We start from the raw sequence: 17,243 nt of genomic DNA, 5'->3' as shown, positions 1-17,243 counted from the left end.
ACCCCACCCCGATCCGCCCCGCCCACCTTGTTGATCATGAAGTTATTGCCCTCGGCACCGGCGTGTCACGGCAACAACTTCATGATCAACGCCCAGAGCCGGGGCGCCCCGGACCAGTCGGTCCGGGGCGCCGTGTCGGTGCGGGGGTGGTGCGGGTCAGTCGCGTTCGACCTGGTGGCCGATGACGGTGGGGCCGAGCATGACGGCGAAGCCGGAGCCGTCGCGGCGGGGGTCCGCCGCCGGCAGCTCGACCGGTTCGCCGTTGGCGGTGGCACCGACCGGTCGCGCACCGACCCAGCCGACCACCACGTCGGTCTCGCCCTTGAGGAAGCGCTGGGCGCGCACCCCGGCGGTAGCCCGCCCCTTGGCCGGGTAGGCCTTGAACGGCGTCACCTTGACCGTCGCCCCGGTGGAGGTGACCACCATCGGCTCACCGTGCTTCGGATCGTCGGTGCGGATCGCGCCGAAGAAGACCACCTGGGCCGTGCCGGGCAGGTTGATGCCGGCCATCCCGCCACCCCGGATGCCCTGCGGGCGGACCAGCGTGGCCGGGAAGCGCAGCAGCGACGCCTCGGAGGTGATGAAGGTGAGGTGCTCGGCGCCATCGGTCAGCCAGGTCGCCCCGACCACCTCGTCACCCTCGCGGAGGCTGATCACCTCGAACTCGTCGGAGCGGACCGGCCAATCCGGCGAGCAGACCTTCACCACACCCTGCCGCGTGCCGAGCGCCAGACCCGGCGAGCCGTCCGCGCCCGGGCCGAGCGGCGCCAGGCCCACAACGGTCTCGCCCGGCTCCAGCGGCACCAGCTCGGCGGCGGACATCCCGCCGCGCAGCGACACCGTGCCGGCCTGCTCCGGCAGCACCGGCAGCGGCAGCACGTCGATCTTGAAAGCCCGGCCGGCGCTGGTCACCAGGAGCACCCGACCCCGGGCGGTCGAGTGCACGACGGCACGTACGGTGTCGTGCTTCACCCGGCCGTGCCGGCGCCGCCCCTCGGCGGACTCCTCGGACTCGGCCGCGGTGCGGGCGACCAGACCCGTCGCGGAGAGGATCACCTGGCACGGGTCGTCGGCGACCTCCAGCGGGCCGGCCGGCACGGACGCGGCCAGCACCTCCTTGAGGTCACCGTCGACCAGGGTGGTGCGGCGAGCCGCGCCGAACTGCTTCGCCACCGCGGCCAGCTCGTCGGAGACCACCTTCCGGAGCACCTTCGGGTCGTCGAGGATGGTGCTCAGCTCGGCGATCTCCCGACGCAACCGCTCCTGTTCGGACTCCAGCTCCAGCCGGTCGTACTTGGTGAGCCGGCGCAGCGGAGTGTCCAGGATGTAGGTCGCCTGGATCTCGGAGAGCTTGAACCGCTGCATCAGGCCGTCCTTGGCGGCCTGGGCGTCCTCGCTGGCCCGGATCAGCTTGACCACCTTGTCGATGTCGAGCAGGGCGATCAGCAGACCGTCGACCAGGTGCAGCCGCTCCTCGCGCTTACGGCGGCGGTAGGCGGTGCGGCGGGTCACCACCTCGTAGCGGTGCGCCAGGAAGACCTCCAGCAGCGCCTTCAGCCCGAGGGTCTGCGGCTGCCCGTCGACCAGCACCAGGTTGTTGACGCCGAAGGACTGCTCCAGCGGAGTGAGCCGGTAGAGGTCGGCGAGCAGCGCCTGCGGGTTGACCCCGACCTTGCACTCGATGACCAGCCGGGTGCCGCTCTCGCGGTCGGTGAGGTCCTTGACGTCGGCGATGCCGGTGAGCCGCTTGGTCTTGGTGACCTCGTTGGTGATCGCCGCGATGACCTTCTCGGCGCCGACGCCGTAGGGCAGCTCGACCACGGTGATCGCCTGCCGGCCCCGGCTGCCCTCCAGCGGGCCGATCTCCACCTTGCCGCGCATCCGGACCACGCCACGCCCGGTCTCGTAGGCCCGCCGGACCTCGTCGAGGCCGAGCAGCAGCCCACCGGTGGGCAGGTCGGGGCCGGGAACGAACTCCATGAGCTTGTCCAGCGACGCGTCCGGGTGGTTGATCAGCCAGCGGGCCGCCGTCACGACCTCACCCAGGTTGTGCGGGATCATGTTGGTGGCCATCCCGACCGCGATCCCGGACGCGCCGTTGACCAGCAGGTTGGGGAAGGCGGCCGGCAGCACCGTCGGCTGGGTCAGCGAGCCGTCGTAGTTCGGCTCGAGATCGACGGTCTCCTCGCCCAACTCGCCGACGAGCAGCATCGCCTCGCGGGACATCCGCGCCTCGGTGTAACGCGACGCGGCCGGGCCGTCGTCGGGCGAGCCGAAGTTGCCGTGCCCGTCGATCAGTGGTGCGTTGAGTGAGAAGTCCTGTGCCAGCCGGACCATCGCGTCGTAGATGGCCGTGTCGCCGTGCGGGTGGTACTTGCCCATCACGTCGCCGACGATCCGGGCCGACTTCACGTGGCCCCGGTCGGGGCGGTGCCCCTGCTCGTACATCGACCAGAGGATGCGCCGGTGCACCGGCTTCAGGCCGTCGCGGGCGTCCGGCAGGGCGCGGGAGTGGATGACCGAGAAGGCGTACTCCAGGTAGGAGTCGGAGACCTCGGTGACCAGCGGGTTGTCGAAAACCCGCGCGCCGGCCTGGTCGAACGCGGAGAGGTCGACCTTGGTTTCCTTGCGGCGTGCCATGACTCAGCTTTCCCCTCGACCGGACCGGGTGCTCCCGTTCACGCTGCCCTCGCTCATGCGTCGATCGCCCCCCGGTCCACCCGGTCGGCGGAGTCGATCAGCCAGTTGCGGCGAGGCTCGACCTTCTCGCCCATCAGCAGGTCGAGGATCCGCTCGGCGGCGTCGACGTCGTCGAGGGTGATCCGGCGCACCGCCCGGGTCGCCGGGTTCATCGTGGTCTCCCACAACTCGTCGGCGTCCATCTCACCGAGACCCTTGAAACGCGGGATCGGGGTGACGATCTGCTTGCCGGCCTTCTCCAGCTTGCGGACCGTCGCCTCCATCTCGGCCTGGGTGTAGGTGTAGATCGTCTGCGGGTTGCGCCCCTTGGTGGTGATCTTGTGCAGCGGCGGCATCGCGGCGAAGAGCCGGCCCGCCTCGATCAACGGTCGCATGTAGCGGGCGAAGAGCGTGATCAGCAACGTACGGATGTGCGCGCCGTCGACGTCGGCGTCCGCCATGATCAGGACGCGGCCGTAGCGCAGCGCCGAGAGATCGAAGGTACGACCCGAGCCCGCCCCGAGCACCTGCACGATCGCCGCGCACTCGGCGTTGTCGAGCACCTGCTGCAGGTTGGCCTTCTGGACGTTGAGGATCTTGCCCCGGATCGGCAGCAACGCCTGGTATTCCGAGGAGCGGGCCAGGCGCCCGGTGCCCAGGGCGCTGTCGCCCTCGACGATGAACAGCTCGCTGCGCTCGATGCCCGCCGCGCGGCAGTCGACCAGCTTGGCCGGCATCGACGCCCCCTCCAGGGCGGTCTTGCGCCGGGCGGCGTCCTTCTGCTGCTTCTGGGTCAGCCGCACCCGGGCCGCGTCGACGATCTTCTGCAGCACCGTGCGGGCCTCGGCCTTGGTCTTCCGGTCCTCCAGCCAGGCCTTGAGGTGCTGCTCGACCACGCCCTGGATCACCTTCGTGATGCCGGCGGTGGAGAGCTCGTCCTTGGTCTGCGAGGTGAACTGCGGCTCCGGGATCCGCACGTGCACCACCGCGGTCATCCCCTCCAGGACGTCGTCCAGGGTGGGGGGCTCCTCCTTGGCCTTGAGCAGGCCGCGGGTGTTGCGGACGGCCTCGGCGAGGGTGCGCGCCAGGGCCCGCTCGAAGCCCTTGCGGTGGGTGCCGCCGTGCGCGTTGCGGATGGTGTTGGTGAAGCACTCCACGGTGCGCTCGTAGCCGGTGCCCCAGCGGAAGGCCACCTCGACCTCGGCACGACGCTGCACGTTGGACTGCATGACGCCGTTGGCGTCGGCGGCGTTCTCCCGGTAGCTGCCCTCGCCGGTGACCAGCAGGGTGCCGGAGACCGGGCGGTCGCCCGCGGGGGCGAGGAACTCCACCATGTCGGTCAGGCCGTTGGGGTAGTGGAAGCGCTCCTCGGTCGGCGCCTCGCCGGTGTGGTCGCGCAGCAGGTAGCTCACGCCGGGGACCAGGAAGGCCGTGTTGCGCAGCTTCGTGCGGACCGCGTCGGTGTCCAGCCCGGCGCCGGTCTCGAAGTAGCGGGGGTCGTACCAGTAGCGGATCGACGTGCCGGTGCGCTGGCCGCGCTTCATGCCGCCGACCACCTGCAGGCCCGGACCGGCGGTGAACGCGGCGTCCGGGCCGTCGCCGTCGAAGATTCCGGGCACGCCGTGCCGGAACGACATCGAGTGGGTCTTGCCGGCGCGGCGGACGGTCACGTCGAACCGGCGGGAGAGCGCGTTGACCGCCGAGGCGCCCACGCCGTGCAGGCCACCGGAGGTCTTGTAGCCGGAGCCGCCGAACTTGCCACCGGCGTGCAGCCGGGTGAGCACCAGCTCGACGCCGGAGATGCCGGACTTGGCGTGCACGTCGGTCGGGATGCCCCGACCGTCGTCGTCGACCTGCACCGAGCCGTCGGCGTGCAGCGTCACCTCGACCTTGGTGGCGTGACCGGCGACACCCTCGTCGGTGGAGTTGTCGAGGATCTCGTTGACTAGGTGACCCACGCCACGGCTGTCGGTGGAGCCGATGTACATCCCGGGGCGCTTGCGGACGGCGTCCAGCCCCTCGAGGTGCGTGAGGTCGTCGGCCCCGTAGAGGGTCTCAGGCGATGCGGTCAACTGGTCGTACTCCCCGGTCTCGGCGGTGTGGTGCCGCTCACCGGCGGGCCTCGCCGGCGCGGCGCGCCGCAGCGAGCCTAGCCCGATGCCCCGACAAGCCCGTGACACCCCGCGCGACCCGCCGCGTCCGGACGTGAACGCCGGCCGCGAACGTGGCTGACCGGCGCGGAGTGCGGCGCCCGACGGTGCAACGCCGGGCGCGCTCCCCGGATTCCGGCACGGGCGGCTGTCTCCCGGGTACGGGCGGTCCGCGGGGACGGGCACGCCGGCCGGCGGCCGCTACGCTGACCGGCGTCGGGCGGGCGGCGGGAGACGACGTGGACGAGGACGAGGCGACCAGCCGGCTGTCGGCCGAGTCACTGGCCGCGGGCGATCCGACCGGCTGGTTCGAGCGGCTCTACACCGAGGCCGAGCGGGGTGAGTCAGCCGTGCCCTGGGACCGGGGCTCGCCGCACGGGCTGCTGGTCGAGTGGGTGGCGGCGCACGGCGTGACCGGCGCGGGCCGGCGCGCGGTGGTGGTGGGCTGCGGCTACGGCCGGGACGCGGAGTTCATGGCCGGGCTCGGCTTCGACACCACCGCCTTCGACATCTCCCCCACCGCGGTGCGGGTGGCCCGGGAGCGGCACCCCGGCTCGCCGGTCGACTACCGCACCGCGGACCTGTTCGACCCGCCCGTCGCCTGGCGACACGGGTTCGACCTGGTGCTGGAGAGCATGAACGTGCAGGCACTGCCGCCGCAGCTCCGCTCCGGCGCGTTCGCCGCGGTCGGCGAGCTGGTCGCCCCGGGTGGCACGCTGCTGGTGATCGCCGCCGGCCGGGCCGACGACGAGGAGCCGCCGGTGGCCCCGCCGTGGCCGCTGACCCGGGCGGAGGTCGACGCCTTCGCCGGATCGGGGCTCACGCCGTTGCGGGTCGAGGAGATCATCGACAGCTCGGGCGTACGCCGCTGGCGCGCCCGTTTCCACCGCGCCGCCTGACCCGACCCCGCCAGCCGAGGCGCGGGCGCACCGCGCCGCCTGACCCGACCCTGCCACCCGAGGTCCGGGGCGAACTACGGCGGCCCGGTGCCGACCCCACAACGCTGCCGCGCTCTCTCCCCCGGTGCGGCGGGATGCCGCCGCCAGCGCTCCGGGCGGATGTGTCAGTCATCGAAAGATTCCGTGACGAACCATTGACGCCCGTCAGCAGCGGGTGATCTGATCGCGCTCTCCGGAGAATCTTTCATATTTCGATGGACGGATGGGAGACGTATGTCCAGGTTCCGCCGTACCACGTTGCTGGCGGCGCTCGCCGTCGCCACGGCCGCCCTGTCGACCGCCGTGGCGCTGCCCGCACCGGCCTCGGCCGCGCTGCCCACCGCCGCGATCGCCCTCGGGGACAGCTTCATCAGCGGCGAGGGCGCCGGGGCGTACACCCCGGTGGTGGACGCCAACGGCGTCGCCCAGGGCTTCCCTGGGTGGACGGCGCCGAACAGCAACGCGTACTTCTGCCACCGCTCGGCCAACGCCTCGCTGCACCGGGCGACGCTGCCCGGCATCCAGAACCGGTTCAACCTGGCCTGCTCCGGCGGGCAGCCGCACGACATGGCCGCCGCGTCGTCGGCGCGGACCAACGGCCGTCAGGTGGCCGCCCAGCTCGACCAGCTCCGCGCTGTGGCGCAGACCAACGACATCGACCTGGTCCTGCTCGGGCTCGGCTCGAACAACAGCTCGTTCACCTTCGGCAACGTGGCCGAGAAGTGCGCCAACAGGTTCATCGCCGACGCCTGGACGGGCTGGTGGGAGTTCTGGGCGTACCTGAACGGCCCGGTACCGCAGGAGCCGTGCAGCGACGCCGACCTGGCCACCGCGGCGCAGTTCAGCGCCGCGACCGCGGAGACCACCGCCGCGGTACGCCAGCTGCTGACCACCCTGGACCAGGTGGACGCGGACGGCCAGCACCGCATCGTCTTCCAGGACTACACCAACCCGCTGCCGCTGGAGCTCTACTCGAGCTTCCACGAGGAGGACAGCCGGGACGACACCCGGGACAAGTTCCGGGCGCTCGGCGCCGAGCGCTACGCCGCCGGCTGCCCGATCCACCGGGCCAGCCTGGCTCCCGGTCACCGCTTCTCGCAGGGCCTGGGCACCCTGGTGAAGTCCACCCGGGACACCCTCGCGGCCGAGTTCCCCGCCGACGACCTGGTCTACCTGAACGTGCAGCGGGCCTTCGACGGCGCCCGGCTCTGCGAGAACGCGACCAGCCCGAGCGGGGCGCTGGCCACGCCCATCCGCCTGCAGGACAGCCCGCCGAACGGCACCTTCGTGACCAGTCTCAGCGGCAAGGACAAGATCGCCATCCAGAAGATCGCGAACACCTGCGCCACCTACTTCCAGACCTGCCAGGAGTCCTGGCACCCGAACGCCACCGGGCACCAGGTCCTCGGCCAGTGCCTGACCGGCGCCGCCACCACGGCCGCCCGCGCGGTCTCCTGCGTCCGCGCCAGCAACGGGTCGATCACCGTCTCCTGACCCGGGTACGACGAGGGCCCCGCCGAGCCGGCGGGGCTCTCGTCGTACGGTCGCGCGTCGGCCGGCACCGGGGCGCCCATCAGCGCCACGTCGACGCGGAGCTACCCGCCGGTAGCTTCCCGTCGTACGCTGATCCGGTGAGCGCAGCCGCCGAGTACACCCAGGAGTTCGTCGACGTCGACGGCGAGCGGATCGGGGTGCAGGTCTATCCCGAGCCGGAGCAGCCGGACGCGCCGGTGGTGCTGGTCTGGCCGGCGATGGGAGTGCGGGCCCGCTACTACCGGCCACTGGCCGCCGCGTTGCGCGCGGCCGGCTTGGCCGTGGTCGTCGCCGATTTGCGTGGCACCGGGGCCAGCACGCCGGCGCCGAGCCGGCGGTCCCGCTACGGCTACGCCGAACTGGCCGGCGACGTCGGCGCCGTGCTGGAGGCGCTCAAGCCCCGGCTGGACGGGCGGACGCGGCTGCTGCTCGGGCACTCGCTCGGCGGCCAGGCGGCGCTGCTGCACCTCGCGCTGCACGGCCAGGACGCGGTGGACGGGCTGGCGCTGGTGGCCGTCGGCATCCCCCACTGGCGCAGCTACCCCGGCCGACGGGGGTACGGCGTACTGCCGTACACCCAGGGCATCGCCGCCACCGCGGCGCTGCTCGGAGTCTGGCCGGGTTGGGGCTTCGGTGGCCGGCAGGCGCGCGGGGTCATCCGGGACTGGGCGCACACCGCGCGGACCGGGCGCTTCCCCCGGCTCGACGGGGTGGACGCCGAGGCCGCGGTGCGCGGGCTGCGCCTCCCGGTGCTCGCGGTGAGCGTGGACGACGACCAGTACACGCCGCACGCCACGATGGACCACCTCTGCGCCAAGCTGACCGCGGCCCCGGTGCTCCGCGAGCACTACACCGTCGCGGACGCCGGCGCCCCGCTGGACCACTTCACCTGGGTACGGGCCGCGTCACCGCTGGCCGGGCGGGTGGCCGCCTTCGCCGCCGGCCTGCCGCGGCGGCGCTAGACCTCACTCGTCCGGATCGAGCGGCACCAGCTCCCCGTCCCGCTCCACCCGGATCTCCCCGTGGTCCCGTCGCGGCGGCACCTCGGCGGTGGTCCGCTTCGGGTCGTTGCCCGGGTGCATCAGCACCGCGTCGGTCTCCGGGGTCTTCTCCCGGCTCTCCTCGGGCTGGCTCATCCCGTTCCCCCTCCTCGTGGCTGAGGACTGCTCTACCCCCGCAGGCCCGGACGACTCCTGCCGCCGCCGCTACGACCCGTACGCGCCGGCTGTCCCGCCTGTCCCCTGCCCGGAGGTCTCGGCGGGTGACGGACGGGGTTAGCCGCGCGGGCGGTGGGTATGCCGCACCGCCCGACACGGCGGAAGGGGATCAGATGTCCGAACGGCATACCGCACTGCGCTCGATGCACGATCTGGGTCTGGCGGCCTGGTTCGGCGGCTCCCTGATGGGGGCGCTCGGCGTCAACGGCGCGGCGGCGAAAATCAGTGACGCGACCCAGCGCCTCCCGGTCGCCTCGATGGGCTGGTCCCGGTGGACGCCGGTCAACGCGGCCGCCATCGGCGCGCACCTGGCCGGGGCGGTCGGCGAACTGGTCACCGAGAGCCCTCGGGTGGCCAGCCAGGCCGGCGTGGCCCGGGCCAGCACGATCAAGACGGCGCTGACCGTGGGCGCGCTCGCGATCACCGGCTACAGCCGACTGCTCGGAATGCGGCTGCAGAAGGCCGGTGGACCACCGGTGGACGGCATCACCGAGCCGAACCACCAGACGCCGAGCAAGGTCGCCGCCAACCAGCGGCAGATGAAGCTGCTCCAGTGGGCGGTCCCGGCGATGACCGGCGCGCTGGTCGTGGTGACCGCGTACATGAGCGAGCAGCAGAAGCCGGGCCAGATGTGGCGCGGGATGCTGGGCAGGGCCGGCGGGCTGATCAGCGCGCCGAAGGGGGTGGCCAAGGTCGCCGGCCTGGGCATGGCGGCCAAGAAGCCGATGGCGATGTCCGGCCGCTGAAACGGCCGGCACGACCGGCACCCCGCCGACTCCTCAGGTGGGGTGCCGGCCAGCGTCCGCGGGCAACCGGCCGCGCCCGACCCGAGCGGTGTCCGCCCTCGCGGCTCGGCGGGCATGACCGGCGCGGTGACGGGCAATCAGCGCCGGTACCGGCGGACCGAGCAGCGAGGTGGACATGACGGCGGACAAGGGACGCAGTGGGGCTCCGCGCGATCCGGAGGTGACGGTCCCGTGGGGCACCCGGGACGTCTACGACACGGAACCGCCCTGGGGCTCGGACGAGGACTCGCCGATGGACGAGGGCAGCGAGGAGACCGCGGTGCCGGAGGGACGACGCGGTGAACGCCGGGCCGGAGCGCCGGCCGGGCCGTCCGGGCCGCAGGGTCGGCACGGGTTCGGCTCGGTCGAACCCACCCGGATGACGGAGGCCGGGCCGGGGGCACCGCCGGACCCGACGCCGCCCAGCCGCTCCTTCCCGGACGACGCGGACATCGACGAGCGGGCGCAGGACGCCTTCCGCGCCCGGGGCCGCCGCACCACCTGAGGGCCCCGCCGGGAGCGGTCCGACCCGGGACACCCGACCGTCGATCCCGGACGGTCACGGGCGCGGCCGCGCGACGCCGTCAGCTCGTGGCGCCGGCCGCGGTGGGACGAGCGTGCCCGGCGCCGGCCAGCAGCTCCGCCAACTGCTCCGCGTCCCGCTGGGCCTGCCCGGCGCAGCAGTTGTTGAACAGCACGTGCAGCTCGTCGGCCTGGCCGGCCAGCTCCGTCAGCAGGTCGGACCAGGACCGCAGCTCCCGGTCGCCGTAGGCGTAGCGGAACCGCTCCTGCTTGTCGCCGCTCTCCCAGGCGTCGCTGTGCCCGTGGAACCGGACCACCGCCGGCTGCGCGGTGGCGACCAGGATCGGCGGGACCGACGACGGATGCCCCTGCGGCATGTCGACGCAGACCAGGCTCAGCTCGTGCGTGCGCAGGAACTCCAGGGTGTCGAGGGCGGACCGGCCGTCGAACCAGGACCCGTGCCGCAGCTCCACCCCGACCCGCCACGGACGGCACCGCTCGGCCAGTTCGGCGATGCGCCGCTCGGCGGCGGCCCCACGCACCAACCACGGCGGGAACTGGAGCAGCACGGCGCCGAGTTTGCCGGCCGCCGCGATCGGGTCGAGCGCCGCGCGGAACCGGGCCCACAGCTCGTCGTACGCCGGGGCGGGCAGGTCACGACGGCGGATCCGGCTCGGGCCGCCGGCCGGCCGCAGGTCGCGCGGGAGCGCGGCGACGGGCGTCGGATGCCCGGTGAAGAGGCTGAACGCCTTGACGTCGAAGGTGAACTCCGCCGGGGTGGCGTCCACCCAGCCCTGGGTGGTCTCCGGTGCCGGCACCGCGTAGTACGAGGTGTCCACCTCGACCAGTCCGAAGCGCTCGGCGTAGTAGCGCAACCGACCGGCAGGCGTGTTCACCGAGCGGGGGTACCAGCCCGAGCGCAGCAGCGACTGGTCGGCCCAGGACGACGTGCCCACCCGAATCACACCCATGTCATTCAGTTCACCCCCTTCGGCCCGGATCGGCAACCGGTGCGCCGGGGCCGGCCCCGGCTGGCCGCCGCGCGGGACACCGAAATGTCGGTGCCCGGTCCTAGGCTCGGCGTGGTCCACCTCCACCGAAGGGCGGCGTCCATGACCATCTCCGAGCAGGTCGGCACCAGCGAACGGGCCGATCTCATGCAGTCGCTCCGCCGCCACCGCGGCTTCCTGCGCCAGACCGTCGACGGGCTCACCGACGAGCAGGCCGCCGCCCGCACCACGGTCAGCGAGCTCTGCCTCGGCGGCCTGGTCAAGCACGTGGCGCTCACCGAGCAGAGCTGGCTGCGGTTCGCGGCGGGCGGCGCCGAGGCGATGCAGTCCGAGCCGGTCGACTGGGTCGGGCAGTTCCAGATGCAGCAGGGTGAGACCCTCGCCGGCCTCCTCGACGAATACGCCCGGGTGGCCGCTCGGACGGACGACCTGGTCGCCACGCTCGACCTCGACGCCGCGCACCCGCTGCCGGTGGCCCCGTGGTTCGAGCCGGGGGCGAGCTGGTCGGTGCGACGGGTGGTGCTGCACGTCATCGCCGAGACCGCCCAGCATGCCGGGCACGCCGACATCCTGCGCGAGTCGATCGACGGCGCCAAGACCATGGGCTGATCCCCGCATCCAGACCCGGCCACCACCACCGGCTCCGGTCCCCGGAGCCGATGCCACCGGGTGCGATGTGACGTCCCACCGGCGCGCGGCGCTGAGGGACACGAGATGAATGCACACCGGATGGACCCGGAGACCGTCGAGCGTCTGCTCGGCGGTCCCGTCGTTGACCACGATGGCCTGCGCCCGCTCGTGCTGCTCCTGACGGCCCTACGCGCCGCGCCGCGCCCCGGTGAGCTCGACGGCGAGCACGCCGCCGTGCAGGCGTTCCACCGCGCCCTCGCCGCGCCTGCCGATCGGCCGCGACGCAGGCGGGCCACCACGGTCCGGGTGGGCCTGCGGGCCGCCCTGGCCACGCTCGCCCTCGCCGCCACCGGCGGGGTTGCCCTCGCCGCCACCGGCACGCTGCCGGGGGCGCCGCCGGAGCCGGCCACCACCGTTCCCGCAACGTCCGCCTCACCCGGTCAGCGCTCCCCCGGCGGCAACCCGGTGCCGGAAGCGGGTCCGGGCACGGCTGGCCGGCCGACTCCCGACGCGGCCGTCGTCGGTCTCTGCCGGGCCTACCGCGAGAAGACCGGTGACGACCGTGGTCGGGCGCTGGAGAGTCCCGCCTTCGCCGGCCTGGTCACCGCGGCCGGTGGCCCGGGCCGGGTGGCCGACTACTGCGACCAGGTGTTCGCCGACGAACCCTCCCGCGGCAAGCCCTCGGACCGGCCGGTGGCTCCGGCCCACCCGAGCAGCCGACCGACCGACCCGCCGAACGAGCCGCCGGGGCGTCCCGACGAACCGGGCGACGGCGAACAACGGCCGCCGAGCGCAGGGCAGAAGACCCCTGCCGCCGACGGTCGTTCGGGCGGCTGAGCGGGGCGGACCGGGCTGATAGCTTGCCCGGATGAGCACCGGGCTCGACCGGGCGGTCGGACAGCTGTACGCGGCGTTCGGTCGGCATCCCCGCCCGACCCGGATGGCCCACTGCCAACACTGCGTCCATCCGGACGAGGTGGTCGCGCTGCTCGGCGCGCCGCTGCGCGCGCTGGCCGCCCGGCAACTGTGCCGCTACGCGGGCAAGGCGGTCACCACCTGGGGCGACTTGGCCGACCTGCGCTACTTCCTGCCCCGGCTGCTGGAGCTGCTGGCTGCGGGCCGGCTCGACGACCCGCTGGTGCCGGGCAAGCTGCTGCGCACGATCGGGGAGCACTGGCGGAGCTGGCCCACGGACGAGCAGCAGGCGATCGAGGCGTACCTGGACGCCTGGTGGCGACGGACTCTCAGCGACTTTCCGGCGCCGGTCGAGGTGACCGACGTGCTCGCCGCGATCGGCGCCACCGGGATGGACCTCCGGCCGTACCTGTCGACGTGGGCGGACGACGGCGGCCAGCCCGCCGCCCGGCATCTGGCCGAGCATCTCGCGTACTGGCAGCCCGACGACCCGCTGCCCTGGGCGCGGGCGGTACGCGCCTGGCACGCCAGCGCCGCGCCGGCCCGGGTGCTGGAGGCGGCGCTGCTCGTGACGGACGACCCGACGGTCGCCAAGGAGATCTCCGCCGGGTACGACGTGGCCGCGCCGTTGTGGCCGGTCCGCTGAGCCGGCGGTGCGCCCGCCGCTGGTCAGCGCAGCCGGGGTCGACTCTCCCGGGGCGAGGCGGCCCGATCCCGCCCGTACGCGTCGGAGTGCCCCCAGCGGCCCGGGATGTCCAGCAGCTCGATTCGCCCGAAACCGGGCGGCAGGCTCGGGTTGACCAGCAGGTTGTCCCCGATCGGCCGCAGTCCGAGCAGGGCGCCGAGCAGCATCAGCAGCCCGCCCGCCGACCAGGACTGGGGGCGGCCGGCGGCCGGCAGCTGGACCGGATACTTGGTGAACTCCCGCTCGTAACCGGCGACCAGCTCCGGCACCGAGCCGCCGAGCGTGTGCGCCATGTCGAAGATGCCCGCGGCGATCTGGGCGGCCTCGGCGTCCCGCCGGTAGTGCCGAAGCCCGGCGACGATCAGCGCGTTGTCCGACGGCCACACCGCCCCCAGGTGCGAGCCGACCGGGTTGTAGCAGTGCTGCCCAACGGCCAGGGTCCGCACCCCCCAGCCGGAGAAGAGCTCCGGGCCGACCAGGTGCGCGGCGAGGGCCGGGGCGCGCTCGTCGTCGACGATCCCGCTCCACAACAGATGTCCCATGTTGGACGACAGCGCGTCCACCGGTGTCCCGTCCGGTTCCAGGGCGAGCGCGTAGTACTCCCGGGTCGGCAGCCAGAAGTCCCGGTTGAACCGCCGCTTCAGCTCCGCCGCCTCCCGCTCCAGCCGGTCGGCGTACGCCGGGTCGTCCCAGAACTCCCGGGCCAGCCGGGCTCCGCGCCGCTTCGCGTCGTACGCGTACCCCTGCAACTCGCAGGTGGCCCGGGGTAGACCGGGCGTGCGGCCGTCGGCGTATCTGATCGCGTCCGGCGAGTTCTTCCAGCCCTGGTTGACGGTGCCGTGCCGGTCGTTGCGCGTCTGGTAGCGCAGGTAGCCGTCGCCGGTCATGTCGCCGAATTCGTCGATCCAGTCCAGCGCCATCCGGGCCGGATGCCGCAGCTCCCGCACCAGATCGGCGTCGCCCGACCAGCGCTCGTACTCGTCGAGCAGCACCACGAAGAGCGGGGTGGTGTCCGCCGCGCCGTAGTAGAGGGAGGTCGGCCGGTCGCCGAACGCGGCCGACTCGCCATAGCGCAGCTCGGAGAGGATCTTGCCCGGCTCCTCGTCGTGCTCGTCGTCGAGCCGGCCGCCCTGCAGATTGGCGAGCATGCGAAGTGTGGCCGGCGTCAGCTCGGGGGTGAACGCGATGCTCTGCAGGCAGGTGAGCAGGCTGTCGCGCCCGTACAGCGCCATCGCCCAGGGCAGGCCACCGATCGGCACCCGGCCGGGGTTCACCAGCGGCACGTACCGCAGCGACGCCAGGTCGGTGAGGCTGCGCACGTACGACGCCGCCAACTCCCTCCGCTCGGTGATCAGTTGCGGTGCCCGGTCCAGCCAATCCTGCAGATCCTCGCGCATGCTCCGGCGCACCATGTCCCGGTGCGACTCCAGGCTGGCCCGTAGGTCCCGCCCGCCCTCACCGTGGATCGTCATCCCGACGTGCAGGTCGGTGACCCAGCTGCCCTCCGGTTCGAGCCGGATCCGGAACGTCATCCCACCCTGGTCCACGTCGACCGGCGCGGTGCTGGTCACCGTGGCCTCCCGGGTGAAGCGCTCCCGCTGGTAGCGCAGCCGGAGCTGGCGTCGCTCCTGATCCGCGGTGACCACGACGGTGCGCTGGCGGGGCTGCCGGATCTCGGCGGTGTCGGCGAAATCGCTGCCGATGTCCAGCCGGACGCTGAGCTCGACCGGTTCGGCCGAGTGGTTGAGCAGCGTGATCCGCTCGTTGAAGCTGTCGTCGATGGACCGGTGCCGGATCAGCGAGACGTCCGCGTCGACGTAGTGGCTCGCCTTCCCGGGCACCAGGAAGAACCGGGTCTCGAAGTAGGTCATGTCGTCGCGGGAGAGCGCGTTGAGCCGCTCCCCGTCGACGCTGAGCACCCAGTGGGAGAGGAACCGGGTGTCGAACGAGAAGATTCCGATCGGGTGGCGCGGGTCGACCTCCATGTCACCCTGCATGTCACTGACCGCGAAGGCGTTCCCCGCGATCACGCACACCGGCTGCTGCGGCATCATCGCTCGTCCCGTCCGCCGCTGCGCTCCGGCCCACCGCGGCGCTCGGACCCTGCGGTGCGCTGCCGGCCGAGCGCGCGCGGGTGCCGGGCGTCCGGCGGACCGGGGAAGATCCGCCGGAGCAGCAGAAGCAGCCGGATGTTGCCCTGCACGGTCAGGTCGTTGCGCAGCAGCGCACTGGACACGTGCGTCTGCCCGGCCGCCAGCTGGTCGAAGACCGTCCGGTCGGCCCGGACCACCAGGTCGGCGCCCTCGGCTGACCGGCTCACCTCGACGTGCTGGTCCGCGACGGTGAGGTACCAGCTCTCGGTGGTGCCGTTTTCGTGCGCGTCCAGCCGCAGCGTCCCGGCGGTCCGCTCCGGTAGCTCCGGTCGCCGGCCGGGCGCCAGCCCTTGCAGATAGTCCCGCGCCGTGCTCGCCATCGGCCCTCCCCTCGTCCTCGGAGGGTCGCACCGGCCAGGGTGAGCCGGCCTCACCCGGACCGGGTGGTCCGACGCGGGCGGGCGCCACCCGCCCCGCCTCGCCTCGGTATAGCGGGAACGACCGGCCGCCCACCTCCGTGCCCCCGGGAGCGGTCAGCCGGCCTCGACGAGGCCACGGGCGTAGGCGGCCTGTCCGACGTGCTGGAGATCGTCCTCGGCCACGCTGACCAACCGGACGCCGAGGGTCACCGGTGGATCCCACGCCTCGTCGACCACCCGGTCCAGGTCCGCCGGGCGCAGACCGGCCAGGAAGTCCCGGGTCCGGGCGTGCACCGCCTCGTAGTAGTCGAGCAGCGCCCGCGCGCTCTCCGGCCGGACGGCGGCCACCTGCTCGGCAGTATGCCCGTAGCCGGTGTCGCCCGGATCGCTGGTGAGACCGAAGCGCGCGGCCCAGTCGCCGGTGGCCCACACCTGCTCCGTCCCGATCAGGTCGGCGACGTGGTCGTCCTGGACCCGGGTCAGGTGCCAGACCAGCCAGCCCACCGGGTTGGCGCCCGGCCCGGGAGCCTGGCGCAGCTGCTCCGGGCTGAGCCCGTCGACCGCCGCGCGGACCAGGTCCGGCAGCCGGTCGTATGTCTCGGTCAGCAGATCACTCACGTCCACTCGGGTCACGCCTCCTGTCATCGCCCTCGCCGGCAGAGGTACCGCCACCGGCAACGATCAAACCTGACCGCTACCGTGATCATGTGGTTGCGGCGCTGGAGCTCTACCTGGACACCGACGCCACCCGGCGGATCCGGGTGCTGTGGGACGCGTTGGAATCCGAGGGTGTGCAGAGCATGCGCTCCCTGCTGGAACAGCGGCACCGCCCGCACGTCTCGCTCGCGGTGGCGCCGAGTTTCGACCCCGAGCGGGTCAGCGCGGCGCTGCGCGACACGGTGGTGGCCGCGCCGCTGCGGCTGTCGTTCCAGCACGCCGGGCAGTTCGTCGGCCGGGTGCTGTGGCTCGGGGCGACACCCACCGCCGAGCTGCTCGCCCACCACCGGGAGGTGCACGCCCGGCTCGCCGCGGCCGGCATCACCCTGGTCGAGCACTACCAGCCCGGGCGGTGGGTACCGCACTGCACGCTGTCGATGCGGGTACCGAACACGTTGATGGCCGCCGCGGTGCGGCGCTGCCTGGAGGTGTTGCCGGTGGAGGCGACCGTGGTCGGCGCGGCGCTCACCGACCACGCCCGGGGCATCTCCTGCCCGCTGCCCTGAACGCGGCGTGAGCTGGAGAAGAGTCGGGTAATGGGAAACCGCGTGTGCCTACGCACCCCGGCATGCGATGGTTGCAGTGAGCCGTGTCACACCGACCGCGGGCTGGCCGGCGTGCGATCCGCATTGTCGCGGGGCCGCCCCGCCCAACGGGCACGGCTGCGACGAGAGAGGCAGTGCCATGCAGGCTCAGCGCAGCGCGCCACCGATCGAACGGAGCCGGAGCACCGACGACCCTCAGGGCGGCGGCACCACCGGGCCGGCCACCCCCCTGGCGATCTGGGGCGCTGCCGCCATGCTCGGCCGGATCGGCACCGACGAGGACGACACCGAGTACGAGCGGCACATCCTGCGCGGCTTCGAGTAGCCCGAACCCGTTGGGATCCTGATTCGAGCGGCACCTCGATGGGCCGTTTCCGGCCAGGATCTACCGGCTGGCAGCGGCGG

17 protein-coding genes are annotated in these 17,243 nt (G+C 73.1%); 10 read left to right on the top strand and 7 right to left on the bottom strand.

Annotation, left to right across the window (positions count from 1 at the left end):
• Nucleotides 1-156 precede the first annotated feature (156 nt).
• Nucleotides 157-2,640: a DNA topoisomerase (ATP-hydrolyzing) subunit A gene (locus ACIBBA_RS30125; protein ID WP_396701751.1), complete on the bottom strand. Its 2,484-nt coding sequence runs from the start codon at nt 2,638-2,640 to the stop codon at nt 157-159.
• Nucleotides 2,641-2,693: 53 nt separating this feature from the next.
• Nucleotides 2,694-4,751, bottom strand: coding sequence for a type IIA DNA topoisomerase subunit B (locus ACIBBA_RS30120; RefSeq protein WP_396701749.1), 2,058 nt, complete (start codon nt 4,749-4,751; stop codon nt 2,694-2,696).
• Nucleotides 4,752-5,068: 317 nt separating this feature from the next.
• Between ACIBBA_RS30120 and ACIBBA_RS30115 the strand changes: the two genes are divergently transcribed.
• The 3 genes from ACIBBA_RS30115 (at nt 5,069) to ACIBBA_RS30105 (ending at nt 8,262) form a co-directional block, all read left to right on the top strand.
• Nucleotides 5,069-5,728, top strand: a complete 660-nt coding sequence (locus ACIBBA_RS30115) for a class I SAM-dependent methyltransferase (RefSeq protein ID WP_396701747.1) — start codon at nt 5,069-5,071, stop codon at nt 5,726-5,728.
• 273 nt (nt 5,729-6,001) lie between these two features.
• On the top strand, nt 6,002-7,261 hold the full coding sequence (locus ACIBBA_RS30110; RefSeq protein WP_396701745.1) for a hypothetical protein: 1,260 nt from the start codon (nt 6,002-6,004) through the stop codon (nt 7,259-7,261).
• Nucleotides 7,262-7,398: 137 nt separating this feature from the next.
• Nucleotides 7,399-8,262 (top strand): alpha/beta fold hydrolase, encoded by an 864-nt coding sequence (locus ACIBBA_RS30105; RefSeq protein ID WP_396701743.1) that lies wholly within the window; start codon nt 7,399-7,401, stop codon nt 8,260-8,262.
• A gap of 3 nt (nt 8,263-8,265) precedes the next feature.
• On the opposite strand, the gene ACIBBA_RS30100 is transcribed toward ACIBBA_RS30105, so the two are convergent.
• Entirely contained in the window at nt 8,266-8,436 is a 171-nt protein-coding gene (locus ACIBBA_RS30100) for a hypothetical protein (RefSeq protein ID WP_396701741.1), read from the bottom strand.
• 194 nt (nt 8,437-8,630) lie between these two features.
• On the opposite strand from ACIBBA_RS30100, the gene ACIBBA_RS30095 reads away from it, so the two are divergent.
• Together ACIBBA_RS30095 and ACIBBA_RS30090 are read left to right on the top strand one after the other, a co-directional pair.
• The gene (locus tag ACIBBA_RS30095; protein WP_357058169.1) at nt 8,631-9,263 is read left to right on the top strand and encodes a hypothetical protein; all 633 of its coding nucleotides are present in this window, start codon (nt 8,631-8,633) and stop codon (nt 9,261-9,263) included.
• 175 nt (nt 9,264-9,438) lie between these two features.
• Nucleotides 9,439-9,807, top strand: coding sequence for a hypothetical protein (locus ACIBBA_RS30090; RefSeq protein WP_396701739.1), 369 nt, complete (start codon nt 9,439-9,441; stop codon nt 9,805-9,807).
• Nucleotides 9,808-9,886: 79 nt separating this feature from the next.
• Here the strand turns inward: ACIBBA_RS30090 and ACIBBA_RS30085 are convergent, their stop codons facing one another.
• Nucleotides 9,887-10,795, bottom strand: coding sequence for a DUF72 domain-containing protein (locus tag ACIBBA_RS30085; RefSeq protein WP_396701737.1), 909 nt, complete (start codon nt 10,793-10,795; stop codon nt 9,887-9,889).
• A gap of 141 nt (nt 10,796-10,936) precedes the next feature.
• Here ACIBBA_RS30085 and ACIBBA_RS30080 point away from each other — a divergent pair, with 141 nt between their 5' ends.
• From ACIBBA_RS30080 to ACIBBA_RS30070, 3 genes are all read left to right on the top strand, one after another.
• On the top strand, nt 10,937-11,443 hold the full coding sequence (locus ACIBBA_RS30080; RefSeq protein ID WP_396701735.1) for a DinB family protein: 507 nt from the start codon (nt 10,937-10,939) through the stop codon (nt 11,441-11,443).
• A gap of 105 nt (nt 11,444-11,548) precedes the next feature.
• Nucleotides 11,549-12,301 carry a hypothetical protein gene (locus ACIBBA_RS30075; RefSeq protein ID WP_396701733.1) on the top strand — a complete coding sequence of 251 codons (753 nt, stop codon included), beginning with the start codon at nt 11,549-11,551 and terminating at the stop codon, nt 12,299-12,301.
• A gap of 31 nt (nt 12,302-12,332) precedes the next feature.
• Nucleotides 12,333-13,025, top strand: a complete 693-nt coding sequence (locus ACIBBA_RS30070; protein WP_396701731.1) for a hypothetical protein — start codon at nt 12,333-12,335, stop codon at nt 13,023-13,025.
• Nucleotides 13,026-13,048: 23 nt separating this feature from the next.
• Here ACIBBA_RS30070 and ACIBBA_RS30065 read toward each other — a convergent pair whose 3' ends face one another.
• The 3 genes from ACIBBA_RS30065 to ACIBBA_RS30055 all read right to left on the bottom strand — a co-directional run bounded on the left by ACIBBA_RS30065 (nt 13,049) and on the right by ACIBBA_RS30055 (nt 16,200).
• Nucleotides 13,049-15,115, bottom strand: coding sequence for a glycogen debranching N-terminal domain-containing protein (locus tag ACIBBA_RS30065; RefSeq protein ID WP_396701729.1), 2,067 nt, complete (start codon nt 15,113-15,115; stop codon nt 13,049-13,051).
• Entirely contained in the window at nt 15,115-15,537 is a 423-nt protein-coding gene (locus ACIBBA_RS30060; RefSeq protein ID WP_396701727.1) for an SCP2 sterol-binding domain-containing protein, read from the bottom strand. The genes ACIBBA_RS30065 and ACIBBA_RS30060 overlap by 1 nt, the downstream gene beginning before the upstream one ends.
• Nucleotides 15,538-15,690: 153 nt before the next feature.
• Nucleotides 15,691-16,200: a DinB family protein gene (locus ACIBBA_RS30055; protein ID WP_396701775.1), complete on the bottom strand. Its 510-nt coding sequence runs from the start codon at nt 16,198-16,200 to the stop codon at nt 15,691-15,693.
• Between the two features lie 83 nt (nt 16,201-16,283).
• On the opposite strand from ACIBBA_RS30055, the gene ACIBBA_RS30050 reads away from it, so the two are divergent.
• A complete protein-coding gene (locus tag ACIBBA_RS30050) occupies nt 16,284-16,799 on the top strand; it encodes a 2'-5' RNA ligase family protein (protein ID WP_350873173.1) in 516 nt (171 codons plus the stop codon).
• Nucleotides 16,800-16,977: 178 nt separating this feature from the next.
• Nucleotides 16,978-17,163, top strand: coding sequence for a hypothetical protein (locus ACIBBA_RS30045; RefSeq protein ID WP_350873174.1), 186 nt, complete (start codon nt 16,978-16,980; stop codon nt 17,161-17,163).
• Nucleotides 17,164-17,243: the final 80 nt, after the last annotated feature.

This window comes from Micromonospora sp. NPDC051006 (assembly GCF_044456245.1).
Lineage (GTDB): Bacteria > Actinomycetota > Actinomycetes > Mycobacteriales > Micromonosporaceae > Micromonospora.
The sequence above is the reverse complement of the archived record's forward strand: the minus strand, read 5'-3'. Positions and strand labels throughout refer to the sequence as shown.